A 24833-nucleotide genomic window follows, 5' to 3' on the forward strand; every position below is an offset into this window, starting at 1 on the left:
CTCTTAAAACTATGAAGAAACCGCTTTATAGCGATCAAGCAATGCAGTCACAATATTTGATGAACAAAGGCTATTGGATGATTTAACCATAAGCAGATCCCCAGAAGAAATTTCTGCTAAAAGAAGCGATAAAATTTTCTCAATATTTTCAGCATAATGAACCTTAACACCAGCAGACAAATCACTGACTAAAGATTTCATCGCCTCACCAAATAGAAAAACCGGATTAGCACCAGAAAGACGTATTGGTTTTATTAAATCACGATGAAGCTTTTCACTATACTCCCCTAACTCTAGCATATCTCCTAAAATAGCAATTCGCCGCCCCCCTTTCCCTACAGGCCCTGTAGCAAGAAGCTCAAGTGCAGCACGCATAGAAGCAGGATTTGCATTATAGCTTTCATCAATGAGATAAAATTCACCCCCATTTGATAAAGACAGTCGATAACGAACACCTCGCCCCTTTTGAGAAGAAAAATGGCGAAAAGAAAGAAAAACAGGCTCTAGCTCAACCCCCATAGCATCACAAGCAGCAATAACCCCTAAACTATTTTGCACAATATGGCGCCCAGGAGCACCAATTTGGACCTCCCTATCCCGCCCCCCCATACGCACAATCATAGAAGAACTATCGGTTAGAAGACGTATATCATGCGCTTGATAATCAGCATCTTTAGTCTCACCAAAGCTTAAGATCTTTTTTACACCGCATTTCTTTGCTTTTTGAACGAGATAAGAAAAAAAATCACTATCCGCATTTAAAATGGCAATGCCTTCCTCATCCAATCCTTCAAAAATTTCAGCTTTTGCCTTTGCTATTTCTTCAAGATCCTTGAAAAAACCCATATGTCCTGCACAAATATGCGTAATGAGAGCAACATGCGGACAAACCAGTTTGACCAGAGGGCGAATTTCATCTCTGTGATTCATGCCAATTTCAAAGATACCATAATCACTCTCCACAGGCATCCGCGCTAAAGTGAGTGGAACCCCCCAGCAATTGTTTAAAGAAGCGAGATTCGCATGAACATTCCCAGCCGTTGCAAGTGCTTGTTTCAAAGCTTCTTTTGTCGTTGTTTTTCCCACTGATCCTGTTACCGCGATAATCTTAGCTCTTGAACGTTTGCGTGCAGCTTGTGCAAGTTGTTCTAAGGCGTGCAAAACATCAGGAACGACAATGAGTGGAGCCGATATCTTTTTCATATCCCTCAAACGGTGTTCCGCAACGATAAGAACGCCTGCACCTCGTTCATAAGCTTGCGCAGCAAAATCATGACCATCAAGATGATGCCCTTTAATGCAGAAAAAAACATCCCCTTCCGCAAGAGTACGGCTATCAATGGAAACCCCAGAAAAAGTTTCTGGCAGGCTTCCCATTACAACACCATTAACTGCAGCAACAAGTGCTTGCTTATCCCATAAAGCTGTCATTTTTTTCGGTCCTCTAAAGCTTCTATCGCTTTCAGACGATCTGAAAAAGGATAAGTTGTCTGCCCTATAATTTGGCCATCCTCATGACCTTTTCCAGCAATGATTAATGTATCACCAACTTTCAAAAGCTCCACCGCGTAAGAAATAGCCTCTCCACGATCTGCTATCTCTATTGCTGTTGGCACCGCCTGTAAAATATCCTTGCGTATTTTTTCTGGCATTTCTGTGCGAGGATTATCATCCGTTACAATAACAATGTCCGCTTTATCCGCCGCAATTTTTCCCATCAAAGGTCTTTTTCCTTGATCACGATCTCCTCCACAACCAAAAACAACGATCAAGCGCCCTTGCGTAAAGGGACGAACAGAAAGCAAAACCTGCTCCAAAGCTTCTGGTTTATGGGCATAATCAATGTAAACAAGCGCATTATTTTCTGTCTTTCCCACAAACTCTAACCGCCCAGGTGCCCCCTGCAAAGTTTCAAGCGCAGAAAAAACCTTACGAGGTGAAACGCCCGTTGCAATTGCTAACCCCGCTGCCATAAGCGCATTGGCGACCTGAAAATCTCCAGCTAAAGGCAAATCAAATGTATAAATATTGTTTTCCACACGACACTCAATACACTGTTTTGAGCGTTGATGTTCGACACGATTAATCGTGATAAATTGCCCCTTACGACCAATTGTCAAGACACGGCGGCGCGCTTGTGTAACAACATCAATAACCTTTTGTGAATAAACATCATCAGCAAAAATCAAAGCAGGAGCAGATACAGGCAAAAGTGTATCAAACAACCTCATTTTAGCCCGCAAATAATCCTCTACCCCCGTGTGATAATCCATGTGATCTCGCCCTAAATTGGTAAAGGCACCAGCCGTTAAACGGACTCCATCAAGTCGTCCTTGGTCAAGCCCATGCGAAGAAGCTTCAAGAGCTGCATGAGTCACACCTTCATGAGAAATTTCATAAAGAAGACGGTGCAATACGACCGGATCAGGTGTTGTGAGAGAACCATAAACATTCCGTTTAGGAGAAACAACACCAACAGTTCCTATACTCGCAGCACAAAATCCAGCATAAGTCCAAATTTGCCGAAGAAAAGAGACAACAGATGTTTTACCACTTGTACCAGTCACAGCAACGACCGTTTCAGGCTGAGAACCGTAAAAACGTGCAGCTGCCAACGCTAAACTATGACGAACATTAGAAACACGTAAAATGGGAACAGATAAATCCTCAAGAACAGCATGATAATCTGTAACGATTGCTCGTGCGCCACGCTTTATCGCATCATCTATATAGTGTCTTCCATCACTTTTTTTTCCTTGAACAGCGACAAAAACATAGCCTGGCAAAACTTGCCGAGAATCCACACTGATTCCTGTTATTTCTATTGAAGAAAGACTTTCATCTTCAACACATTCTGTAAAAACTGTTCCCAACAACATGATAACGCACCTTTATATTCATTTTACCGTTGTTTAACGAAACTTGAATTGCTCTTTTTACTTAAAAGAGGCTCATATTCTTTTTTAAAATCGGGTTTTACACCAAGAAAACTAGCTGTGCGACGAACAATATTAGCAAGCATTGGTCCAGCATTCATTCCCGCTGTTGCTGAACGCTGTCCCTCCTCTGGCTTTGGTTCATCGATAATTGTTAAAACAACATAAGCAGGATCTTCAATAGGAAAAGCAGCAAGAAAACTATTGAAATTTTTTGTTTTAGAATATTTTCCATTTTCAACTTTTTCAGCTGTTCCTGTCTTACCACCTACACGATAGCCTTCTACTTTTGCATTACGTCCAGAACCAATATCACTATTTAATTGATAAAGGTAACGCATATTTTGACTTGTTTTAGCCTGCAAAACCCGTTTTGCATGGTGCAGAGTTTGTTCTTTTGTCCGTTTTAAAAATGTCGGAGCAATTAACCAACCACCATTCATTAAAGCAGCAGCCCCGACAGCTGTTTGCAAGGGGGTTGTTGCCATACCATGCCCAAAAGAAATCGTCATAGAATGTATATCCTTCCAATGATGTGGCACAATAGGGTGGGCAACTTCAGGCAACTCTGTTGTGAGACGATCCAGTAATCCAAGTTTTTGTAAAAAACCACGATGTTTATCAATCCCTATCGCCAATGCCTCTTTAGCAGAACCAATATTAGAAGAATAAATAAAAACCTCCCATAACGTTAAGGGTCGATTTTTTCCATGAAAATCATGAATAGTATACCCACTACTTGCTTTTATTGGCTTTGAAGCATCAATAATACTGTTTAAATAAAAAATATTGGAATCAAGTGCCATGGCGGTCGTAAAACTTTTAATAATCGATCCCATTTCAAAAGCTCCTGCCGTCATCCGATTGAGACGATCACTTTTTAAAGCTTCAATAGGATTTCCAGGATCAAAATCTGGTAGTGATGCCAAAGCCAAAACTTCCCCCGTATGTATATTTAAAATAACAGCTCCTGCAGCAATTGCCTTATAACGCTTCATAGCCTGAATAAGTTCATCATGAACAATTGCCTGAACACGCACATCAATCGAAAGCTGAACTTGTTTTAATGATTCTTCCATGGCAAGACCAGCAGCACGCAGAGCACTCAAACCCGCATCATCAATATATTTTTCCATACCTGCAATGCCTTGATTATCAACATTCACCATGCCGAGAATATGGGAAGTTACAGGTCCATCAGGATAAAAGCGACGAATTTCAGTCCGAAAACCAATTCCTGGTATACCAAGAGCCATAATTTGTGTCTTCTGCATTGGTGTTAACCCACGCTGTATCCAAGAAAAACCAGTTTTTCTTTTTAAGCGCTTATAGGTTTCCTGCCAATTAAGATCAGGCAAAACTGTTGAGAGCAATTCAATTGTTTCATCCACATCAATAATACGTCGTGGCTCAGCAAAAAGTGAATAAGTTTTAATATCTGTTGCCAATAAACGACCATTACGATCAACGATATCAGGCCGTGCCATCAATTGAAGAACTCCAGGCCCTTTTGCTTCTTCAATCTGTCCACCTTCCAACCCATAAGAAATAAGGCAAGCCCCCATGATGCCATATAAAATTAAAAAGCAGAACAACGAAAAAAGCAAACGTGGACGACTAGAATAGGGACGACGAACAGAAACATTATGATTATTCAACGAATTCTTTAAGCGCTTTTTCTTCTGTGAGAATAAAAAAGTCGATTTCATTACTGCGCGCCTTTTTGGACAACACTATTGATCTGAGAAGCCCGATTATTTGTCAAAATATCTTGATTATCTTCCAAGATATTTTGTTTAATCACTTCTTCAATTTGATCATGTACCCGTACCGGAATGTCTTTAAACTCCACGATTTGACGCGGCTGTATAACCTCTAACCCAAGTTCTTTCTGATAACGTTTCGCAAGTTTTTGCATGCGTGAAGGCCTTATCATCACAGCCCACTCAGCATGAAGCAAACTTACCGTATTTTTTGCTGCAGCAATTTCATGCTCAAGATGAAGAACTTCGTTCATTCGCTTTTGAACATCATATTTTACCTTATAAGTAAGTCCTGCCATACAAATCATAATCAACACTAAAATCATATCAAATGTACGAAAAACTGTCATTTTTTGCTGCCTTCAAAACTGGCAATCTCTGCTAAACCAAATAATTTCATATCTGCTGCAAGAGCCTCTGCTTCAGTCCGTACACCAATACGCAACCTCGCAGAACGTGAACGAGGATTTTTCTGTAACTCCTCTTTAGTTGCCGTGATCCCACCTCGAAACAAAGGAAAAAATGTTGCTGGAGCAGCCTTTATTTCTGGCAGATAGCGTGATCTCATACATTCTCCAGAACGAGCCGAAAAAAATCTTTTGACCATACGATCTTCAAGAGAATGAAAACTGACAACCCCCAAACGGCCTCCAGCTTTTAAAACGCGTTCAGCAGCAAATAAACCACATGCCAATTCACCAATTTCATCATTAACATAGATACGAAGAGCCTGAAATACACGTGTTGCCGGATGAATACGATCTCCCGGCTTACGTCCTATCAACGTTTCGATAGCATACGCCAAATCACCTGTACGCAAAAAAGGCTGCACAACACGACGCTTTTCAATCATCCGTGCAATTCGCCCCGCATAACGCTCTTCCCCTAATATCTTAAAAATACGTGCCAAATCCCTTGCTTTTAAATGATTGACAACATCGCTGGCTGTAAAACCAGTCTGAGCCATTCGCATATCCAATGGACCATCTTTTTGAAAAGAAAAACCTCTTTCTGCTTCATCAAGCTGCATTGAAGAGACACCAATATCCAAAATAACTGCATCCACCTTCTCTTCAACGACACGATCGAGCTGTGAAAACGCCATATGGACCAAACGAAGGCGTGGAAAAAATTCATCAACAAGCGATTGTCCCGCGCTGATAGCATGAGGATCACGATCAAGAGCAATCACCTGTGCTCCTGCCTTTAATAAAGCGCGCGTATACCCACCAGCACCAAAGGTACCATCAATTACTTTTGCTCCAACCAATGGCATAAGCCCAGCCAAAACTGGCTGTAACAACACTGGAATATGGCGTTCAGCTCTTTGATCCTGCTTTATCAAAATAATCCGTCTTGAAGTTATGCTGTCTTAAATCAACAGCTCTCTCATGGCAACTGATCTTAGAATAACCTGACCTTCAACTTTCACATTAATCACAATGAACGAAAAAACTAAAGTTATCCCAAAACAGATCCTAACGCATTATACTTAAAGAAATGTTATAATTTTTTTAAACACCCTTTGCTCAAGTGTCCATTTCAAACACATAGACTCCATAAAAGACCATATATAATTGATCTTATAAAATATCGCCTATCATCATGAAATATCAGTCGGCCTATAAGCCGGGTTCTGTAGAGTAAAGCTTACACTTTACATGGCAACCATTCATCTGGGACGGATGTTACCATCCGCCTCGTGCAACCTACCCGAATGACTCGCCCGGAAATCGGCTGCAAATTAAATTTTGCACGTCATTTCTATTTGGTCTTGCTCCCGGTGGGGTTTACCTTGCCACATTCATTACTGAATGCGCGGTGGGCTCTTACTCCACCCTTTCACCCTTACCTATAAAAATAGGCGGTTTACTTTCTGTGGCACTTTCCCTAGGGTCACCCCTGCCGGGTGTTACCCGGCACCGTCTTTCCATGGAGCCCGGACTTTCCTCACCTGCCGTATTTCAGTATCAGACAAGCGCGGCTGCCCAGCCGACTGACATACTGATTTATAAAACATTTTCTGCTCCGTGAAAATAGCATCTTAAAATATTTTATGACAAACCTCTCTCAACAGATGTTTTTATTTTAATGAAGCCAGATAAGTCTTTACTTTTGCGCAATATTTCGCTGAAATGGAATTCATTTTTTTTGCAGCATGACCTGCGTTATATTTAAGGATTGTACCACACGTACTTCCACCACTGAGTTTATAGGCCCTTGCCAAATAACGCATACCATATTCAAGATTGGTCGCAGGATCGTACAAATCCTGTACAGAACCACTAAAGCCCAACCCTCGTGCCGTAGAGGGTTTAATTTGCATCAAACCTATTTCGCCAGCAGCCCCCTTTATACCTGCCTTATAATTACTTTCAACTTTTACAACAGCATGTGCTAAATTAACGGGAACATTATATTTATTCGCAAGTTTCTGAATAAGAAACTCATAAGGACGAGCAGAAATCTTAGAAGCAACAATCACTGAGGTTTCTCCTGATTCCGCAACATTTAAGACACTATGAGTCCAACTTATATCAAATACAAAAAATACAGCACATGCTGTATTTAACAAGATTTTCAAAAATTGCATTTTCTTTCTCTTCACTCAAACATTCTCAAATTCTAGCCGCAAGTAATTTGCAAATGTATTATACAAAAAAGAAAGCAAAAGAACGTCTTTAAAAAGGAAATAGTAAGACAATTTCAAGCTAAAATTATGAAATAAAAGAATATATCTTTATGCACAAGTCTCAGATTTCTCTATATCATAAAATAAAAAAATAAAAAGACTATAATTAATCTTATAGCGTATCAAATAAAATGATATAATCTATAACTTGCGGCTATCTCTGTTGTATCAATCAATTTTTATATTAAAAAAATAGCATCTGAACTAGATGTAATATTTTTTACATAAGATTATTAATTTTTTTATTGAGATCAATCCCTCAAAGAAAGAGAGACAAGAGCATCTTTTTACCGAAGATGCTCGATATCAAAAAAGGTTCACAAAAAATATAAATCGTTATCAACGCTTCTCTCTGATTAATAAACACCCACTGCACTCTTTATGTCCGATAAAACCTCAAAAAATCACAAAACAAATCCCCCCATCATTGCGCATAAAAAATTCATAAATATACTAAAACCATCATACTCTTTACCAATTCAAAATATTGGAACAGACTTTTAGCTCTCAAGATGTCTCAAAGAAGCTTTTTAATTCCTTTTTATAAAGAGTTTTTATCCACACAAGCCTCTACTTGTGGTATACAAGAAACTGATTTTAATTTTTTCACCATGGATAAATTTAAAATGAGAGGATTTTACAATTCTTAAGATTCTCATTCAATATAAAATGATAAATTATCATTATAAAACAATATACTAAAAAAGTTATATCCGTTTTTATCCCTACAACAAAGCTTAACAATTACTTGTGTCTATTTTTTTTGAAAAATGTTAGAAAACTCAATACTCCCAAAGCCTTTTTAAATAAAAATAGACCTCTCATCTTCATTCAAATATTTTTTCTTTGTCACAGACTATCATCTTATCAGTCTTGCACCTCATTTTCAGAAATCATACAAGTGGATAAATATCCTAAAATCTGTAGAACAAAAAAAGCTTAAATCCTTTAAAAAATTTTATTTTCTCATATCAAATAAAAAAATAACCGGCATATAAAATGCAGTTAACGTGTTTTATTATAGTCAATACTGCTTTTGTCATTGTAGCGATTGATAATGCAATTAACTTGGACCAATACCCTTGATAGACTTTCTATCACTCCTGTAATGATTGCAACATTACCCTTATACTCCAATTGCTTACCTTTTGAGAGATAAATTTTGTTAATACCTTACAAATTGATCATCTCCTCGCACTTTTCAAAATTTCAAGAGAAGCTCTTTCTCCTTAAAATAAACCCCAAAAGCGCGATTAAAAAAATAGCTAAAAATAAGCATTAGCAACGGAAGGACGAGAAATCGCTTTCGAGAGAGCCATAGCAACAGTTTCACCAGATTTTTGAGCCTGCTCACGACTCTGACCACTTTTAGAAGCAAGCGCAATTACATCACGACGCAGCTGCGCAATAAACAACTCTTGCTGTTGAGGGGTCATTTTAGAAAGATGCTTGATAATATCTGGAAAAGATACGGATAATCTCTCTAATAACTCCTCCTCTGTTACATCAAGCTGCTGAGAAGAAAAAGAAGAGCGACCGGGAAAAAACTGATAAACAACACCACTTCGAGAAGCAAAAAAGACAGCGCCAAAAATAAAAAATACGAATAAAATAAAAATAATACGATGCGAAAAAGATCCCATTATCTCTTACCTAAAGACCACAGAATACAAACATAGATTCCTTTTATGATTCCCCTTATAGCATTCAACAATGCCTCAATAAAGAAAAATCAAATTATTAAAAATGAATACGCTAACACTATCCGCCCAATAAGACTCGCCCCTCTATGTATTTAGGTACTATAGGCGAAACAATAACAAATTTTACACCTCCCCCCTAATAACACCTTACATTTCCTAAAATAATTACAAAAAGCCTGACTGAGGAAATCCTCAGTCAGGCCAGACAATCTAGGGGATCCACGCGGGGGGGGGGGAGGAGGTTCCCCGATTGTCCTCTTACATCAACCACTAAGATAGCCGATGCAATATTCTTGCTATGGAATAAAATTCTTTAAACAACAAGAAATTCTTATCATCTTCTACGCAAAAAAACATAAAAGAATTATAAATTATTTAAAAATGTTTAAATTTAGGCAAAAAAAGTTCAAAATGACCCAATTTGAAGCAATTTTATTTCAAGAAGCATCAATTAGAATCTACGATCATTATAACTTTTAAATAGTTTCTTTCATAACTCTGATGATCATATTAAAAAACAGTAATTTCTACGTATCCACCCTATAAAAATCAAACTACGTAAAAGTAGAATCACTTTTCCAACAGCAATCACCACAAAAAGAAAAACGTAGATTTTTAAAATCTTACACAAATAACCGTAAAAAATGGAAAACATCTTCTTGCAAGAAAGCTATGAATTATTTAAATAAAACAATAAATTAGAGAAAATAAAATCTTATCTATCTTTATAAAAAATTTCTGTAAATGATCATTAAAATATTGTTACATCCCTCATGTAACAATCAATGAGGAACTTAAACAGCTTAATCTTATGAAAAAATGAGAGCTCTGAAGGTATTTGTTTCGAATCACGCCCCATCGTCATTCCAAATAACGATAAACCATTTTACAATAACCAACAGTCTCTAACGCATTTTAACATAACAAACCGAAATCAATACAGACATTTTCTCTTAATCTCTATCATTTAAATGATCCCGTAAAATAATACACACAGTAGTTTCTATGCTCAAAAATTTTTATATTCTGTTCTTCTAACGTAAACAATTCATTGATTTACAATCATAACTCATCATTTTACAATTTACATGAGAGATCTCAAGAACGTAAGGTTCCCTTATTTTAAATCTTCGTCTATTGAATTAATGAATAGCCATACTACCGCACATCACAAACAAGAAGAAGCATATGGATAAAAAACATAAAACGATGATGCCGGCTTACAACTTTTACTTAAACTAAAGACGATGGTGCCCTATCAATTTTACGCTATACCAACGGACTGCGTCATAAGATGAGCGGCAAACATAAAAAGAAAGAAAATACTTTTGGCAAAAACAATGGACTTATTTAATAACCTTCATAACTTCTCATGATAAAGAGATACGAAACTTTAGTGTAATATCACACTTTTCTTTCCTACTTTCAGCCACAGACTATCCGTAGATCATCGCCGATCTTATTTTTATGAATATAATGCATTGTCTTACCCTTTTACTTTTTCGTCTTTTTAGAGCATCTTTTTGCACCCCTCACTAAAAGTTCCAACGTACTCCTTATCTAAAAACCTGTTTTAAAGAGATATTTTAAGATCTATTGGGCACCACCATCTTTGACATTTATGAAGGTATGAGCCTTCACTATGATTATATTGTGCGGCATTATATCATATTGCAGCCGCTCCCACATTTAGAAAATGTATGAAAGATGTATTTTCTTTTACAAACGGTATCATTAAGATAAATACCTTCTTTTGTAGCAGACAAACAGACTCTTTCGGATTCTGAAACAGGAAATTTGAAATGAAACAACATTCCTGTATTTAAACCTCTTATTGAGTCTAAAAAAATCAATGATCTTTTAAAATCAATATATTGGCTAATAACATAAATATGATATCAAGAACACCTTAAATAATGATCCTCATAGGCTTAACTCTATAGAAGGTGCTTCATTATACAGCCTACACGCCGCTATAAAACACCAATACTCCCATATAAAAACATAATACAAATGTAAAAAACAATAGCTTATCAATGATTGAATAAAGTTTTATCTCTACGCTATTCTTGAGAAAAATCAGAGTATAAAGTACGTTAACAAACGCGATTTATGCAAAATCTACTTGTTTATCTTTGATATCGTCAACCAATAAACGCGGATCACGAGCAAGCCAAAGCGTAGCACTCCCCTCCTCACTGTTTTCATTTTGTATAGGAGTAAGACAAACCGTTTGTTCTAGAACAAGTCCCGCATTTTTAAGCCATTGTTCTATTTGTAAAGCCGAAAATCCAAAACGCATATGCACTTGATCAGAATATGAAGACTCAATTTCATGATAACCAAAATCCACAATCAATAAACGGCCATGAGGACGCAAAACACTTGATATCTCATGAAGGAATATTTCAGGATTTTCAAGAAAATGTAAAACCCAATGAAGAATAACTAAATCAAAAGTTGTATCTCCAACAGACAAGTGAAAAACATTGCTATCAAGCACAACTTGAACCGCATGCGTATAAAGATTAGAAAACAATTTTAAGATAGAGTCTCCACCTCTTCCAATATTCAACATCGTCTGAAATGGTTTATCGCCAATGATTTCAAGTAACGAGTTTTCTACACCATGATCTGCCATATAGGATGACCGTAATACATCCCGTTGCAACGCATTTTGTAAGAAATGCTTCTTCCTCGTTTTTTGACGCTGCTTTTTAACATCCTTCAAACGTTCTAAATCATGCGCTAACAACACATCATCCTTTGGCAAAGCCGAAAGAATACCTATCACAATGTCTTTACCCCAAAAATCATGACAAAGCTTAAAATAAAGGCTATCCCCCTTCTGATAACGCTCAATCAATCGTGCTTCGTACAATAAACGTAAATATCGTGATATACACGCTTGCGACTGATCAAGAATAAAAATAAAATCAGGAATTGTTAAATCTTCATGATGTAAGAGCCTAAGAACACGTAAATGGCTTACTTCTGCGACCGCTTTCAGCAGCACAATCATTGCATCTAAACTTGCACTTTTTTTCATAATTATCCCCTAAACATTCCTATAAACATTTGTTTATAGGAAAAAAAGTCAAGCATACAACGCATATTCTCATCTATTTTGTTCTCTCTATTTTATCATACTATGAAAAAAATAGGCTAATGTAAAAAACGAACAGATCTTATCTCCCTGCTTCTCGTTATAATGAGAATACATTGATTTATAATAATAATTCATTTTTAACTTGAATAAAAAACCGGAATACCGTAGATTTTTCTCATTTCAAATCTATTCATGATAAATCAATCCAAATCATTCTCTTACAGCTCATAAACGGAGGGGACAGATGGATAAAAATACCTTTTATGCCCACCTAAAAACAAGAACTGCATACTATTGAGAAAAAATAACATGATAATGCCAGCTTGCATTTTTATTAAGTAAAGATGATAATGCTCAATGACCAAGGCATTTGTAGAAGTAATACTATACGCTCCATCCCCTCCTTTTCATTGCAGTTTTACAAAAAATAACCGGTTATATATCATGAGTAAAATAACCCTATTTAGGTCATAATTTCATAAAGTGTCTCTTACTCTTTTCAATGAATAAAAACTCCCACAGAGTACACACACACTTTATTTATGAAATAACAAACGCAATAAAATACACTATTATTCTAACAAAGTTGCGATAAGATAAAAAATTCTAGCGTGTAAGAGGTTTATAATTTGCATGCTTAGGATTAAGAGATTCCGCCCCAAGACGACGAACTTTATCAGCCTCATATTCAGCAAAATTACCTTCAAACCATTCTACATGACCATCACCTTCAAAGGCTAAAATATGTGTTGCCAATCGATCAAGAAACATACGATCATGCGATATGATAACTGCACAACCAGCGAAATTTTCCAATGCATCTTCCAATGCACCCAATGTTTCAGTATCAAGATCATTTGTCGGTTCATCAAGAAGAAGCACATTCCCCCCCTCTTTTAGAAGTTTCGCCAAATGTACGCGATTGCGCTGCCCTCCTGATAAATTTGCCACCTTCTGCTGCTGATCTGCCCCCTTGAAATTAAAAGCCCCGCAATAAGCGCGGCTATTCATCTCATATTTGCCTAATTTAATAATGTCATTTCCACCAGAAATTTCCTCCCAAACAGTTTTATCCCCCACCAAGGAATCGCGACTCTGATCCACATAACTCATGTGAACTGTTTCACCGATACGTATCTGACCTGAATCGGGCTTTTCCTGTCCCGTCAACATTTTAAACAAGGTCGACTTTCCCATACCATTGGCCCCAATAACGCCGACAATGCCACCAGCAGGAAGTTTAAAAGAAAGAGAATCAATCAATACACGTTCACCATAAGCTTTAGAGAGATTATCAACCTCAATAACAACTTGTCCTAACCTTTCTCCAATAGGAATAATGATTTGCGCCTCTCCAGGACGGCGCTCACGTGCTGCTTGAACCAACTCATCATAAGCCTTAATCCGAGCTTTTGACTTTGCTTGTCGCCCTTTTGGACTAGAAGCGATCCATTCTTGCTCACGTGATAAAGCACGTTGACGCGCTGCCTCTTCACGGCCTTCCTGAGCCAAACGCTTGGCTTTAGCCCCCAAATAAGCAGAATAGTTCCCCTCATAAGGAATACCTCTACCGCGATCTAATTCTAAAATCCAACCCGTTACATTGTCGAGAAAATAACGATCATGGGTTATCAAAAGCACAGCCCCAGGATATTCACGTAGATGCCTCTCAAGCCAAGCCGTCGTTTCAGCATCTAAATGGTTTGTCGGTTCATCCAAAAGTAATAAATCAGGTTTTGACAAAAGCAATTTACAAAGTGCAACACGCCGCTTCTCACCACCCGAAAGTTTTGTTACATCCCCATCGGCTGGCGGACAGCCAAGAGCAGCCATAGCCATTTCCACTTGACTTTCTAAATCCCAAAGATTCTGACTGTCAATAATGTCCTGAAGCTGTGCGCTTTCATCAGCCGTTTCCTCGCTATAATTCATCATCAATTCGTTATAACGCTCAAGAATTTCCTGTTTATCTGCAACACCTTCCATCACATTACCACGCACATCTTTGCTCGCATCAAGCAAAGGTTCTTGTGGTAGATAACCACAGCGTGCTCCTTCAGAAATCCATGCTTCTCCCGTATATTCCTTATCTAGCCCAGCCATAATACGTAAAATAGTTGACTTCCCTGCACCATTCGGCCCTAAAATACCGATCTTCGCATCTGGATAAAAAGACAAATGAATATTTTCTAGAACTTTTTTATTGCCGTAAGACTTGTTAAGCCCAGCCATATGATAGATAAATTGACGTGCCATAAATTTCTCTTTATATTATGCGATATTAAAGATTAGGATTTTGAAAAAACTGCTTTTGCTTTTTGAAACTGTACAGTAAATAGCACTTACGTCGTATCAAAAGCTTTCGCTTTATATTGGTACATTTTTTCTAATCTCACAAGCCCCAGTATGGTCCTGAATGCAAAAAAACATCCCCCTAAAGAGCAAAAAGCAAATCTTTTTAGCTGTACCTGAAACCTGTTATCAAACATTGCCTCTCTTTTCCATACCAGATATAACATTGTATTTTTATCGTATTAAACCGACTTATCAATGTAATATGATACCACAAAGAAAAGCAATTCTCTATGCGCCTTCTTTTCTCGCTTTATGGGCTTTATATTACGCAGTAAAAAATCCTTCTCTTTTTTCATCGATTTTTTGCTACGGAAAGCAATGGACTTCACCCCTTGCCTTGATATGGCTTAAATTACGTTTACAAAACGACCGCCGCCTTATGGGATCTGACGTCCCAAGCCCAATGATCATGAAAGCTTTGCATCAACACGTAGCAACAAATGACTACAGCGCACTTCCCATTGGTACGTGGTTACAATTCGTAAAAAACTATAAAACCAATTGTAAAAACTTATCCATCCCCCTCTTTTGGCTTGATAATTATAAAAATAATATCAATATCCAGCACATCATTTCAAAACTTCAAGACGACATATAGCTTTTTAAAAATACGATAAAAGCTCATCTCGTATAGGAATATATTTATGGAAAAAAAAGCCTTAATCGTCATTGATGTTCAAAATGACTTCTTACTAGGTGGAGCACTTGCCGTACCTCAAGGTGATGCTATTTTACCCGCCGTCAATAATCTCATAAATCATTTTGACCACGTTATCTTAACCCAAGACTGGCATCCCAAAAACCATTGCAGCTTTGCTTCCTGTTATCCTGAAAAAAAGCCCTATGATACAGTCATTCTTGACTATGGTCCTCAAATACTTTGGCCTGATCATTGCATACGAGGAACACAAGGAGCAGAATTCCATCCATCTCTTAGAGCAGAAAAGGCACAACTTATCCTTAGAAAAGGCTATAATCAAAAAATGGATAGCTATTCTGCTTTTCTTGAAAATGATCAAAAAACACCAACAGGTTTACAAGTTTATCTCAAAGAACATGGTTTTACTAAGCTCATTATGTGTGGCTTAGCAACTGATTTTTGCGTCGGATTTTCTGCTCTTCACGCTATACAATGCGGTTTTAAAGTCAGTGTTTCATTAAATGCCTGTGCTGGTATTGATGTAAACGGATCACTAAACACTATGCTTAAAACAATGAACGAAGCCGGTATAGAACTTTTAATGGTCTCTTAAAATATCCTTCTCTAATCTACCATTATAATACACTGATTTATAAAGGATAAATCATTTTGCACATATTTAAGTAAGAGTCCAGAATATCGTAAATTCTCTCATTTCAAACCTGTTTGAAAAACATTCTTTTACACGTTACAAAGAGAATCAATGTATGAATAAATCATTCAAAAAAACAGTAAGAATGCTTCTTATGACCCATTAAATGCAAGGGCTTGTCATAATATTGAAAGCTGGTAAAAAGTATAACATCAGCTTTCTGTCTTATATTTAGGTCAAAAAGTATCCTAGAGATTGTACATTATTGGCTTCATGGGTAGTATCATGCAATGAACTCAACTTTAAAAAAACGCAAATAAGCAATAAAATAGTATTTTATTTTGCATAAAAGACCTCTTTCTATTCAAAGATATGCGATAAACAAAAGTGTGAAAAAGGAAGAAATCTCCATTACTTAGATACAACATGTTTATCTAATTGACGATGCTTAAAACGAATCGAAGAATATAATGCCATTCCAATAATACAGACTCCCACAAGTCCTGTTAAAACTTCAGGAACCGATATAATCGTTTGCAGATACATAATCACTGCAAGAACTAGAATTGCATAAAAAGCACCATGCTCTAAATAACGATAATGCAATAATGTTCCTGATTCAACCAACATAATTGTCATAGAACGAACGTAAAATGCTCCGATACCAAGACCTATCGCAATAATAAAAAGGTTGTGTGAAAAGGCAAAAGCACCAACCACGCCATCGAAAGAAAAACTAGCATCAAGAACTTCTAAATAAAGAAACGCCCCTACTCCCCCGTGAGCTACTGTTGTTAAAGTCTTTTGAGGAGTATCCAAGAGATGACCGACAACTTCAACACCGATAAAGGTCAAAAGTCCATAAAGTGCTGCTAATAAAAAAGTTATTTTATTTTCTGCGTCAATCTGAGCTGAAACAAATAAGATCAAAATCAAAACAATTGCAATATCAATTCCAACAAGCGCCCCAAACTTTTGAGCAGGTCTCTCTATAACATTAAGCCAATGTACTTCTTTTTCAGAATCAAAAAAATATTTTAAGCCAACCATCATAAGGAAAGTTCCTCCAAAAGCAGCAATCCCCATATGCGCATCGGTTAAAACTTCAGCATATCGATGTGGTTCCCATATCGCTAATTTGACTGCCGCAATTGGATTAATCCCAACAGCAACGACAACCACCAATAATGGAAAAACAATTCTCATCCCAAATACAGCTATCAAAATGCCCCATATAAGAAAACGACGACGCCACAATGGACTCATTCTACTAAGAACACGCGCATTGATAATAGAATTATCAAAAGATAAAGAAATTTCCAAAATTCCTAAAACAAAGCAAATAAAAAAATATTTAAGAAAACCAGTAATACTTTCCGTTTCAAACCAACCAATAACCCCTCCTAAAAAGACACCAATAATCGTGAAAAAAAAAGCAACCCCAAAATAGCGTAATAGGGACATGATCATTCCTCAAAGTTTATTTTCTACTTCATCTAAGCACACCCAGTACCAATCCAAAGTTTGCATCTCTTTAAAGTTGCATCTATTAATGCAGAGGTGTATAGAATATATATGGTAAAGTTACATGAAAATTCTCTCAAAAAAAGCAAGAGACAAATGTAGCAACAAGGAATTTTGTTTTGAAGTGAATATCAATTGTCAATACAATAAGTGCAAGATTGCTTTCTATCTACACAAATAAAAAAAATAACAAGAAATTAAAGCTATAATATTGACATTATATCATAGAATATTAATACATAGTGTGCTTTTATTATTTAATGATTTATACCATGATGATTTACCGAGGGAGATAATTCGTGGCACGTCCTGAAACTGAATCAAAAACCATATTTGGAAAACGTTTACGTTATGTACGTCTTGCTTTAGGCGATCCATCACGTGAAACCTTAGCTAAAAGTTTTAGCATGACAAAAAATTCCATTGCTTTTTATGAGCGTGGAGAGAGAGAACCCAATCTTAGTGTCTTACAAACATACCGCACGTTATATGGTGTCAATATTAATTGGCTTTTAACTGGGCAAGGAAAAATGTTTGACACCGAATATACAAAAGGTGATTTTGACTGGAATTATTTTATTAAAAAAATCGAGGGACTGGAAGAAACACTTGCCGATAGTGATCGTAACGAAAAACTAAATCAAGAAAAAATCGACAGTTCTTATGAAAAATTGCAGCAATATTTGTCAAGACAAGGTTTATCAAATGGTTTTAACCCTAAAACTACAACCTCTCTTATCGATATGAAAGCTAAAATGGCCAATTCTTATACCCTTAGCTTATTCATTGATTTACTCATTCGAAGCGTATCCCAAAAAGAGGTTATAGCTAATCAATAAACGTCTATTTCAAAAGAAAAAGCAAGAAATGATTAAACACCAGTATGGAAAAAAGTATTTTTTACTTTATCCATGCTGGTGAAGTTTTATATAATTTATAAACTTTATTTCTGTAACGACAGAAAAATATTTGCGTTGTAAATGAAAGTATAGTGTCTTTAAATTAAAAAAAATAATTTTATAGTATAAAATTCTCATTCATATCTTATTGACAATAAATTTTTTCTTGTTAAAAGAATAATAGCTCTCATAGAAATTATTTTTAAGGTCAGAAAATTTAAGGGGAATATATTGACGACTTCCTAGAGAGACATACATTAATGTTTACAAGCGGATTAGTTAAATATTTATCCTGAAAATTATCAGCTATTTTATGAGGTGGGAAGCATGTATTTTGAGGTGTTTCAAGGAGTTCACAATCAATGGTACTGGCGTTTAATCTCAGGAGATGCACAAAAAATTGCTTTTTCTAGTAAAGGTTATCCAACAAAACAAGATATCCTAATTAATATTGAGCAAATAAAAGAAATTACACATAAGGCTCTTATTAGAGAACTACAGTCCTAACATTCTTTACCATTAAAACAAGCGTTTATTTTGTATAATGGTATGGTAGTTACTTTTGTGACAAATGAAAAGTGATTGATTTGCCCTCAATGAGAGGAAGTTTTTGTATTATTTCTGACACTCACAAAGAACATTCATATTCTTACAGATTATATGTTTATTTTCAATCATACTCAAATCTCTATAGCCTTTATCAAAAAGAAAATCTCTTAAGTTTTGTATTTTTCATAAAAAATAAACGCACATGAAGAGAAGATAAATCATCAATGAGAAATATATTTACTCTACAAGATATTAATATCTTTTACGTTCATATTCCTCTTCTGTATCTGATAATCATAACTGACTTACCCATTTCATCTTCATAAAAAGCAAATATCTCTTTCTTTCTATTATCATGCAATTTTTTATACCTATTAGCTGAAACTATCGTAGCATTTATACCTTACATCTAAAAAGAATGTGCAAAACTGTTTCCAGCAATAATATAAAATTGCTGGATTGTATAGACGCGCTTTTTAATAACTAGCCTACCTATAAACTGGTTTATCATCATAAACTCTTATTTTATGATTAACGACGCTCTGTCTTATAAACTTAAATGTTGTCATAAAATCAGAGTAAACTTGAATATTCTCTTCCAATACAATCTCTCCATCAGCACCATAATTGGCTTCATTAAAGTTTATCTCTCTCGTCATTCCAATCTTCCTAACACATTTCCAAACCATTTAATGCAAAATATGAATACAATCACTCTTTATCATCTTCAGATTTCAGCATTTTTTTATATTTCTTTTCATTTTTTTCATATTGCTTAATTTGTTTTTTCAGTTTTTCAATTGCTTGGTCGCGTCTTTTAATCACCATACTTTGCTCTCTAATAGCCCTATCTCGTTCTTCAGTCATCTTCATAGTATCTCTTAAAAACTCATGCTTTATTCTTCTAGATTCCTCTTTTAAAATTTTCACTTGACTGCGATAATATAAAGAAAATCGAAATATAACCCCGCTGCACAACAAAACAACAATCATTGCTCCCAATAAAATTTCGTTTACACTCATTTGGATCTCCCTTAATTGTCGCTCAAGTGATGATCTTGACCAATTTGTTTCATCCTCAATCAAAAAAAGAATGCAATAAATTGCATGTTCCAAGTGTGAACAATCACTCTCGGCGTTCTTATTTTCTCCATTAAAGCATTGATAAATGACGCAAACAAATCTCTGAAAGCGGCTAAATCTACACTCACACCAATTATTTGCGACACATTTATTGACACAAAATACAAAAAATAAGGAACGTCAAATAAAACTAACGACGCAATCCAATCATACAAGCCTTGCCCAAATCGTTCCTATCTTCCTTTTTACGCCATGTGGAATGCGGCTATATATGAAAGTTTTTCATTATTACAAAAATCTTCAGTGTCACAAAGCACAGCATTTCTGTAAAATTTTGCCTTCCCACAAATCTTTACATCACCACAAACTAAAGCATCATTATAAACTCGAGCCTTTCTAAAATCACGAGTATCACCACAAAATTCAATACATTGAGCATTCAAAACTTGATCAAAAAAGACCGCATTAGCATAAACATATGCATCTCCACTCATATTCAAATAACGATAAAGTTCTTATTTTTCATAAACATGCGAACTCTTACGAACCACTAAACAACCATATGTTAATGCATTGTTATCAATAACAACATCATTATAAACACAGACTTCATTATAAACCGCAGCATCATAAAAACACATTCATCCCCATAAGGGCATTGATCGAATGTACAATTCTACCAAACAACCACCTTTGTGGATCAGATTACCTTCCTGTTTAATAAAATATCCAAGATCACTTTTTTGATATTTCCCATTTTTTTACGCATATATACGATATACCATCTGATAGTGATCTAATTTATTACAATAAAGAAGAAATCAGTATTCTTTGCTATGCAATTTACATTTTTTCTACAGCCATTATCCTATCTCTTAAGGCTCTAAAGCTTCGTTATATTCACACACTACCTCAACGCAGAGTTTTTTTTACAAATTCTGATGTTGGGGTATATCTTGATTTATAATGCTGCTACGTATACTATCATAGTGAAATCTCATAAACATACGAGTGTGTATCGCCCTTTCTGGTATACACATTTACTTTTTCACAACCGTGGAACTAAGCAACCATTTTTATTGATTCGAATCTGAAAGTGTATGGGGACATTTTGTTATTAGTTAAAAACAACTCTATATGCTTCCTTAGCGAAGAGCTACACATGGATATTTTCACGCTCCTTGTATCATATATTCTGGATTCGCAACGCAATATTAACGCTATAGCGTAAATATGTAAAGGTCTAAAAATGACAAAGACTGAAAAAGATTGGTTCCAACGCTTAGTTGAATTGATAAAAAGTGACGGACGAACAATGATTGAAATAAGCAGAGCTGCAGGCTGTGGACAAAATTACGTCCAACAAATGATAAATGGAGGCAAGAGACCTTCTGTAGATAAACTCATGGCTATTTTGAATACACTGGGAAATGCTAGTGCCATATATGTAATAACTGGTTTCAATATCTCCGATGAAGACTTAAAACTCATAACTTTGATTTCGTCTGGAGATAAAAAGAAGATTGAAGCCTTAAATGTTCTGTTGAATGAGCAGAATCTGTAGCATTTTCTACTTTATCCAATATCGCTTGCTTTTGAGACGTCGATAAAGACTCCCATTTCACAATAATATCAGATAAAGTTGTTTCAAATTTTTTATCATTCTTCATAGTCATACTCCATGTAGTCACACTATATAACGCTAAAGCGTTCAAAATATATCTCATACCTTAGAAAAAAATATTTGCAATAGGCAGTATGGAAGCAATTGTGTACAAACTTATTTTACAAAATCAGATGAAGTTCTATTAGTCATGTACCATAGTGAAACAGAAAGCATCACACGATCCAGACCTTCTTATGAAAATTGGTATAATCTATCAAAAACGCGAATAATGTTACGCAGATCTTGCGATTCGGACCAATAAAAACTAATGTGAAAATATCCCTGAAGACACTCCTGAACTCTATATAAGAGAACACGAAAAAGCTTTTTTGAAAAAAATACATCACAATTTATTCTACATAGCACCATCTATGTTTTTTTAACAATATTGCAAAGCAAGAATATAACAATGTTATAGGAATAAATTCTTATAAACAGAGCCACACTACCTAAAACTCTGTAACACATTTACAGGTAACCTCTCCTCTAAACGCACCTTGTAAATACTAATATAAGTCTCTATCATAAGCAAAAATGATACTATTAAAAAATAAAACGAATCATCACGCACAATCTTTGTACGTAAATTTTATACAGATTTACAACAAGAGAGAAATTCCCTTATGCAAATGAAGAATTATATTTTCAAAGTATGACTTTGAAGAAGAAGTATACTTTTCCAAAAAAACACCCTCCCTGCCAATAATTTTTCATAAGAGAAAAAACTCATAATAAAGATAAAACTCTCTATACGATCAATACGAGAAAAATGTTAGCAATACAAAAAAGTGCTAGGGTTACCGCAATATTGCCAATTCCTTATCAGAGTAAAATCAAAAAAGACATCTGCTCTTCAATAATAATTCGGATCACATGAAAACTCTATAATTTAAACATTAAGCAAAAAATACACAAAAACAGAAAATGGTATTTTAACAAATTTTCCAATATCATAGAAAACATTTCTTACAGAATAATAAAATGCTTATTACAATAGAATCTGGATGATGCAAAGCGATAGAAACAATCACTCAATTGACTTTTCAAAGAACAATTAATAAAATTCTTTTCAGAAAACACGCCACCGTCACTATGAACAATATTTCTCAAGACATTAAATAGAATTCCTTTCTTGGGAAAAAGAAAATATCAACAAATGTTATCATCGTTGCCCCCATGACACATATGAATGCCCATAGATCACATTCTCTTATACACTAACCTTTCATCACAATGATGCTATTCGAACATCTAAAAGACATTAACATCACTTAGAAAAAAGCAAATTTACACTAAATGTTTTTTGAGCCATTTGTTCTGAACAGGTACAATCTTTAAAATTGGTTTTATTGAGGTCTGTTTATTTGCAGAACAAGTATAAATAAACTTATCCAATGAAGCTTTTAGCCTTCTATTTTATGAAGAACACCATATAGAAAAAGTACAAAACAGTATATGAATTAAGAAAGTAAATAGCGACCCATATCAGTTAATCCAAATGCTAAAAGGTTGCAAATGAGAGAACTTCTTTGATGAGACTAAGAAAACATACCATCATATTAAAGCGACTGAGAGGAAAAACTGCAACAAACAACGACCAAAAGCTTCTAAAACAAACAGGAAAATAAATAAAAAACGAAAAAGGTAGAATCTCAAAACTTTTATATAAACGATCCATTTTTCTATTGTACATTTCCCTATTGGTGGGCCCGGAGGGACTCGAACCCCCAACCAAGCGGTTATGAGCCGCTGGCTCTAACCAATTGAGCTACAGGCCCCACATAGGTTGTTTCTCTCTAAACTAAAATGCCCTATGATACAAGAGCTGACAAAGATTATAACCCATCTTTTTCTCTTTTCTATTGGTTTTTTTTTCAGTGCTCTAATTTCTTTACAAAAACTCTTAAAAATGAGAGAATAATTAACTGACAAATATAAAGGTATAGATATGATAGAAAAGAAAATTCAACCACTGAAGAGTTCTCTGGTTAAAACAGTTATATTAGCATTTACACTCTTAGCCACATCGTTGACTGTACGTGCTTATGCTGAAGAGAATAAAATGAAAAATGCAACGATTACAGTGACAGCAATCGGAGAAAGTCAAGCAGCACCGGATATGGCCATTATTAATCTAGCCGTTGTTACCTATGACAAAACTGCCCAAAAGGCATTAGATTCCAATAATCAATCCATCAATGATATTATAAACGCTTTTAAAAACAATGGCATCCAAGCAAATGATTTGCAAACATCAGGCTTATCCATTTATCAGTCGACCTCTGATAAACACCACGAAAAAAAGAATAATGAAAAACTCTATCATGTTTCAAATTCTTTAACGGTGCGCATTCGTGATCTTACCAATGCTGGTAAAATCTTTGATCAAGCGATGACACTAGGTGTTAATTCAGTTAACGGCATTACTTTTACCAACGCAGATACAAAGCCATTTTATCAAGAAGCACGTAAAAAAGCCATTACTGAAGCCATTGAAAAAGCGCAAACGATAGCGCAAGCAGCCGATTTAAAATTAGGAAAAATTATTGAAATCAATGAAAAGGATGATTACTATCACCCAACACCACGTCTCATGAGTAGAGCAGCAGATGTAAGCTACGCAAATACAAATTTTGCAGGTGGTGAATTAAATTATAACGTGAGCGTCACTGTAGTCTTTGCGATCGATTAAGTCACAAACAAGTTGTATAAAAAATCATATTACTGGCCTTCACGTAGAAGACCAGTAATGTGATAAAGATAATCTTCCTCAGATAATAATTCGTCTTCGTAAATCTCTATTTGTCCGCGTGCAGAAATACGCGCTGTATGTACCGTCTGACAATCCCCTGATACCAATGGATGCCACCAATGAAGATCTTTTCCCTCATAAATTAATCTATAAGCACAACTTTCTGGAAGCCAACGCGCTGTTTTAACTGTCGTAATATCTAGCGATATACAATCTGGTACAATTGATTTACGATGAGCATAATCTCGACACCTGCAGGTTTCCCCATCTAAAAGACGACAAGCAATACTGGTTGCATAAAGGTCACCCGTATCATCGTCCTCAACTTTATGGAGACAACAACAGCCACAGCCATCACAAAGGCTCTCCCACTCAGAAATGGAAATCTCTTCTAATTTTTTTACTTTCCAAAAGGGAAGTTCTCCACTCATAAACTCAGACACACCTTTTTTAATTAAGACGATCTATAAAAAATGAAACGTTTAATTTCTATAATTTTATCTATTTCTG

Annotated in this window: 22 protein-coding genes, 1 tRNA gene and 1 other RNA gene; 6 read left to right on the plus strand and 18 right to left on the minus strand. The window is 35.7% G+C overall.

What is annotated here, in order from left to right; translation table 11 throughout:
* Nucleotides 1–9: 9 nt before the first annotated feature.
* From murF to ettA, 10 genes are all read right to left on the minus strand, one after another.
* Nucleotides 10–1431, minus strand: coding sequence for a UDP-N-acetylmuramoyl-tripeptide--D-alanyl-D-alanine ligase (murF, locus tag ACFINY_RS06225; RefSeq protein ID WP_375611991.1), 1422 nt, complete (start codon nucleotides 1429–1431; stop codon nucleotides 10–12).
* On the minus strand, nucleotides 1428–2879 hold the full coding sequence (locus ACFINY_RS06230; RefSeq protein ID WP_375611990.1) for a UDP-N-acetylmuramoyl-L-alanyl-D-glutamate--2,6-diaminopimelate ligase: 1452 nt from the start codon (nucleotides 2877–2879) through the stop codon (nucleotides 1428–1430). Before ACFINY_RS06230 ends, murF begins: the two co-directional genes overlap by 4 nt.
* A gap of 23 nt (nucleotides 2880–2902) precedes the next feature.
* A complete protein-coding gene (locus ACFINY_RS06235) occupies nucleotides 2903–4645 on the minus strand; it encodes a peptidoglycan D,D-transpeptidase FtsI family protein (RefSeq protein WP_375611989.1) in 1743 nt (580 codons plus the stop codon).
* Entirely contained in the window at nucleotides 4645–5049 is a 405-nt protein-coding gene (locus ACFINY_RS06240) for a hypothetical protein (RefSeq protein WP_375611988.1), read from the minus strand. Before ACFINY_RS06240 ends, ACFINY_RS06235 begins: the two co-directional genes overlap by 1 nt.
* Nucleotides 5046–6044 (minus strand): 16S rRNA (cytosine(1402)-N(4))-methyltransferase RsmH, encoded by a 999-nt coding sequence (gene rsmH / locus ACFINY_RS06245; protein WP_375613363.1) that lies wholly within the window; start codon nucleotides 6042–6044, stop codon nucleotides 5046–5048. Before rsmH ends, ACFINY_RS06240 begins: the two co-directional genes overlap by 4 nt.
* 264 nt (nucleotides 6045–6308) lie before the next feature.
* An RNA gene (gene rnpB, locus ACFINY_RS06250) (RNase P RNA component class A) lies at nucleotides 6309–6699 on the minus strand.
* A gap of 83 nt (nucleotides 6700–6782) precedes the next feature.
* On the minus strand, nucleotides 6783–7292 hold the full coding sequence (locus tag ACFINY_RS06255; RefSeq protein ID WP_375613362.1) for a lytic transglycosylase domain-containing protein: 510 nt from the start codon (nucleotides 7290–7292) through the stop codon (nucleotides 6783–6785).
* A gap of 1364 nt (nucleotides 7293–8656) precedes the next feature.
* Nucleotides 8657–9034 carry a hypothetical protein gene (locus ACFINY_RS06260; RefSeq protein ID WP_375611985.1) on the minus strand — a complete coding sequence of 126 codons (378 nt, stop codon included), beginning with the start codon at nucleotides 9032–9034 and terminating at the stop codon, nucleotides 8657–8659.
* Nucleotides 9035–11204: 2170 nt separating this feature from the next.
* Complete coding sequence (locus tag ACFINY_RS06265; RefSeq protein WP_375636810.1) at nucleotides 11205–12143, minus strand: ArsR/SmtB family transcription factor; 939 nt, start codon at nucleotides 12141–12143, stop codon at nucleotides 11205–11207.
* Between the two features lie 666 nt (nucleotides 12144–12809).
* On the minus strand, nucleotides 12810–14459 hold the full coding sequence (gene ettA, locus ACFINY_RS06270; protein ID WP_375613359.1) for an energy-dependent translational throttle protein EttA: 1650 nt from the start codon (nucleotides 14457–14459) through the stop codon (nucleotides 12810–12812).
* A 160-nt stretch (nucleotides 14460–14619) separates the two neighbouring features.
* On the opposite strand from ettA, the gene ACFINY_RS06275 reads away from it, so the two are divergent.
* Together ACFINY_RS06275 and pncA are read left to right on the plus strand one after the other, a co-directional pair.
* Nucleotides 14620–15156, plus strand: coding sequence for a hypothetical protein (locus ACFINY_RS06275; protein ID WP_375611982.1), 537 nt, complete (start codon nucleotides 14620–14622; stop codon nucleotides 15154–15156).
* 46 nt (nucleotides 15157–15202) lie between these two features.
* A complete protein-coding gene (gene pncA, locus ACFINY_RS06280; RefSeq protein WP_375621374.1) occupies nucleotides 15203–15811 on the plus strand; it encodes a bifunctional nicotinamidase/pyrazinamidase in 609 nt (202 codons plus the stop codon).
* 450 nt (nucleotides 15812–16261) lie between these two features.
* Here the strand turns inward: pncA and ACFINY_RS06285 are convergent, their stop codons facing one another.
* On the minus strand, nucleotides 16262–17314 hold the full coding sequence (locus ACFINY_RS06285; RefSeq protein WP_375611980.1) for a DUF475 domain-containing protein: 1053 nt from the start codon (nucleotides 17312–17314) through the stop codon (nucleotides 16262–16264).
* Between the two features lie 359 nt (nucleotides 17315–17673).
* On the opposite strand from ACFINY_RS06285, the gene ACFINY_RS06290 reads away from it, so the two are divergent.
* Both ACFINY_RS06290 and ACFINY_RS06295 read left to right on the plus strand, forming a co-directional pair.
* Nucleotides 17674–18213, plus strand: coding sequence for a helix-turn-helix domain-containing protein (locus ACFINY_RS06290; RefSeq protein WP_375611979.1), 540 nt, complete (start codon nucleotides 17674–17676; stop codon nucleotides 18211–18213).
* Between the two features lie 387 nt (nucleotides 18214–18600).
* A complete protein-coding gene (locus tag ACFINY_RS06295; RefSeq protein ID WP_142416545.1) occupies nucleotides 18601–18780 on the plus strand; it encodes a DUF1508 domain-containing protein in 180 nt (59 codons plus the stop codon).
* 530 nt (nucleotides 18781–19310) lie between these two features.
* On the opposite strand, the gene ACFINY_RS06300 is transcribed toward ACFINY_RS06295, so the two are convergent.
* From ACFINY_RS06300 to ACFINY_RS06315, 4 genes are all read right to left on the minus strand, one after another.
* Nucleotides 19311–19481: a hypothetical protein gene (locus ACFINY_RS06300; RefSeq protein ID WP_375611978.1), complete on the minus strand. Its 171-nt coding sequence runs from the start codon at nucleotides 19479–19481 to the stop codon at nucleotides 19311–19313.
* Nucleotides 19482–19533: 52 nt separating this feature from the next.
* Nucleotides 19534–19845 (minus strand): hypothetical protein, encoded by a 312-nt coding sequence (locus tag ACFINY_RS06305; RefSeq protein ID WP_375611977.1) that lies wholly within the window; start codon nucleotides 19843–19845, stop codon nucleotides 19534–19536.
* A 305-nt stretch (nucleotides 19846–20150) separates the two neighbouring features.
* The gene (locus ACFINY_RS06310) at nucleotides 20151–20405 is read right to left on the minus strand and encodes a hypothetical protein (RefSeq protein WP_375611976.1); all 255 of its coding nucleotides are present in this window, start codon (nucleotides 20403–20405) and stop codon (nucleotides 20151–20153) included.
* Between the two features lie 15 nt (nucleotides 20406–20420).
* Complete coding sequence (locus tag ACFINY_RS06315; RefSeq protein WP_375611975.1) at nucleotides 20421–20546, minus strand: hypothetical protein; 126 nt, start codon at nucleotides 20544–20546, stop codon at nucleotides 20421–20423.
* 608 nt (nucleotides 20547–21154) lie between these two features.
* On the opposite strand from ACFINY_RS06315, the gene ACFINY_RS06320 reads away from it, so the two are divergent.
* Nucleotides 21155–21469, plus strand: a complete 315-nt coding sequence (locus ACFINY_RS06320; protein ID WP_007347852.1) for a helix-turn-helix domain-containing protein — start codon at nucleotides 21155–21157, stop codon at nucleotides 21467–21469.
* On the opposite strand, the gene ACFINY_RS06325 is transcribed toward ACFINY_RS06320, so the two are convergent.
* Both ACFINY_RS06325 and ACFINY_RS06330 read right to left on the minus strand, forming a co-directional pair.
* Complete coding sequence (locus ACFINY_RS06325; protein WP_375611974.1) at nucleotides 21393–21575, minus strand: hypothetical protein; 183 nt, start codon at nucleotides 21573–21575, stop codon at nucleotides 21393–21395. The genes ACFINY_RS06320 and ACFINY_RS06325 overlap by 77 nt on opposite strands.
* A gap of 1697 nt (nucleotides 21576–23272) precedes the next feature.
* Nucleotides 23273–23349 (minus strand) — tRNA-Ile (locus ACFINY_RS06330).
* A gap of 170 nt (nucleotides 23350–23519) precedes the next feature.
* Here ACFINY_RS06330 and ACFINY_RS06335 point away from each other — a divergent pair.
* The gene (locus tag ACFINY_RS06335; protein ID WP_375611973.1) at nucleotides 23520–24263 is read left to right on the plus strand and encodes an SIMPL domain-containing protein; all 744 of its coding nucleotides are present in this window, start codon (nucleotides 23520–23522) and stop codon (nucleotides 24261–24263) included.
* A gap of 29 nt (nucleotides 24264–24292) precedes the next feature.
* Here the strand turns inward: ACFINY_RS06335 and ACFINY_RS06340 are convergent, their stop codons facing one another.
* Nucleotides 24293–24754 (minus strand): YcgN family cysteine cluster protein, encoded by a 462-nt coding sequence (locus ACFINY_RS06340; RefSeq protein ID WP_375646443.1) that lies wholly within the window; start codon nucleotides 24752–24754, stop codon nucleotides 24293–24295.
* Nucleotides 24755–24833: the final 79 nt, after the last annotated feature.

The sequence above is a fragment of the Bartonella sp. AA23NXGY genome (genome assembly GCF_042197165.1).
Lineage (GTDB): Bacteria > Pseudomonadota > Alphaproteobacteria > Rhizobiales > Rhizobiaceae > Bartonella.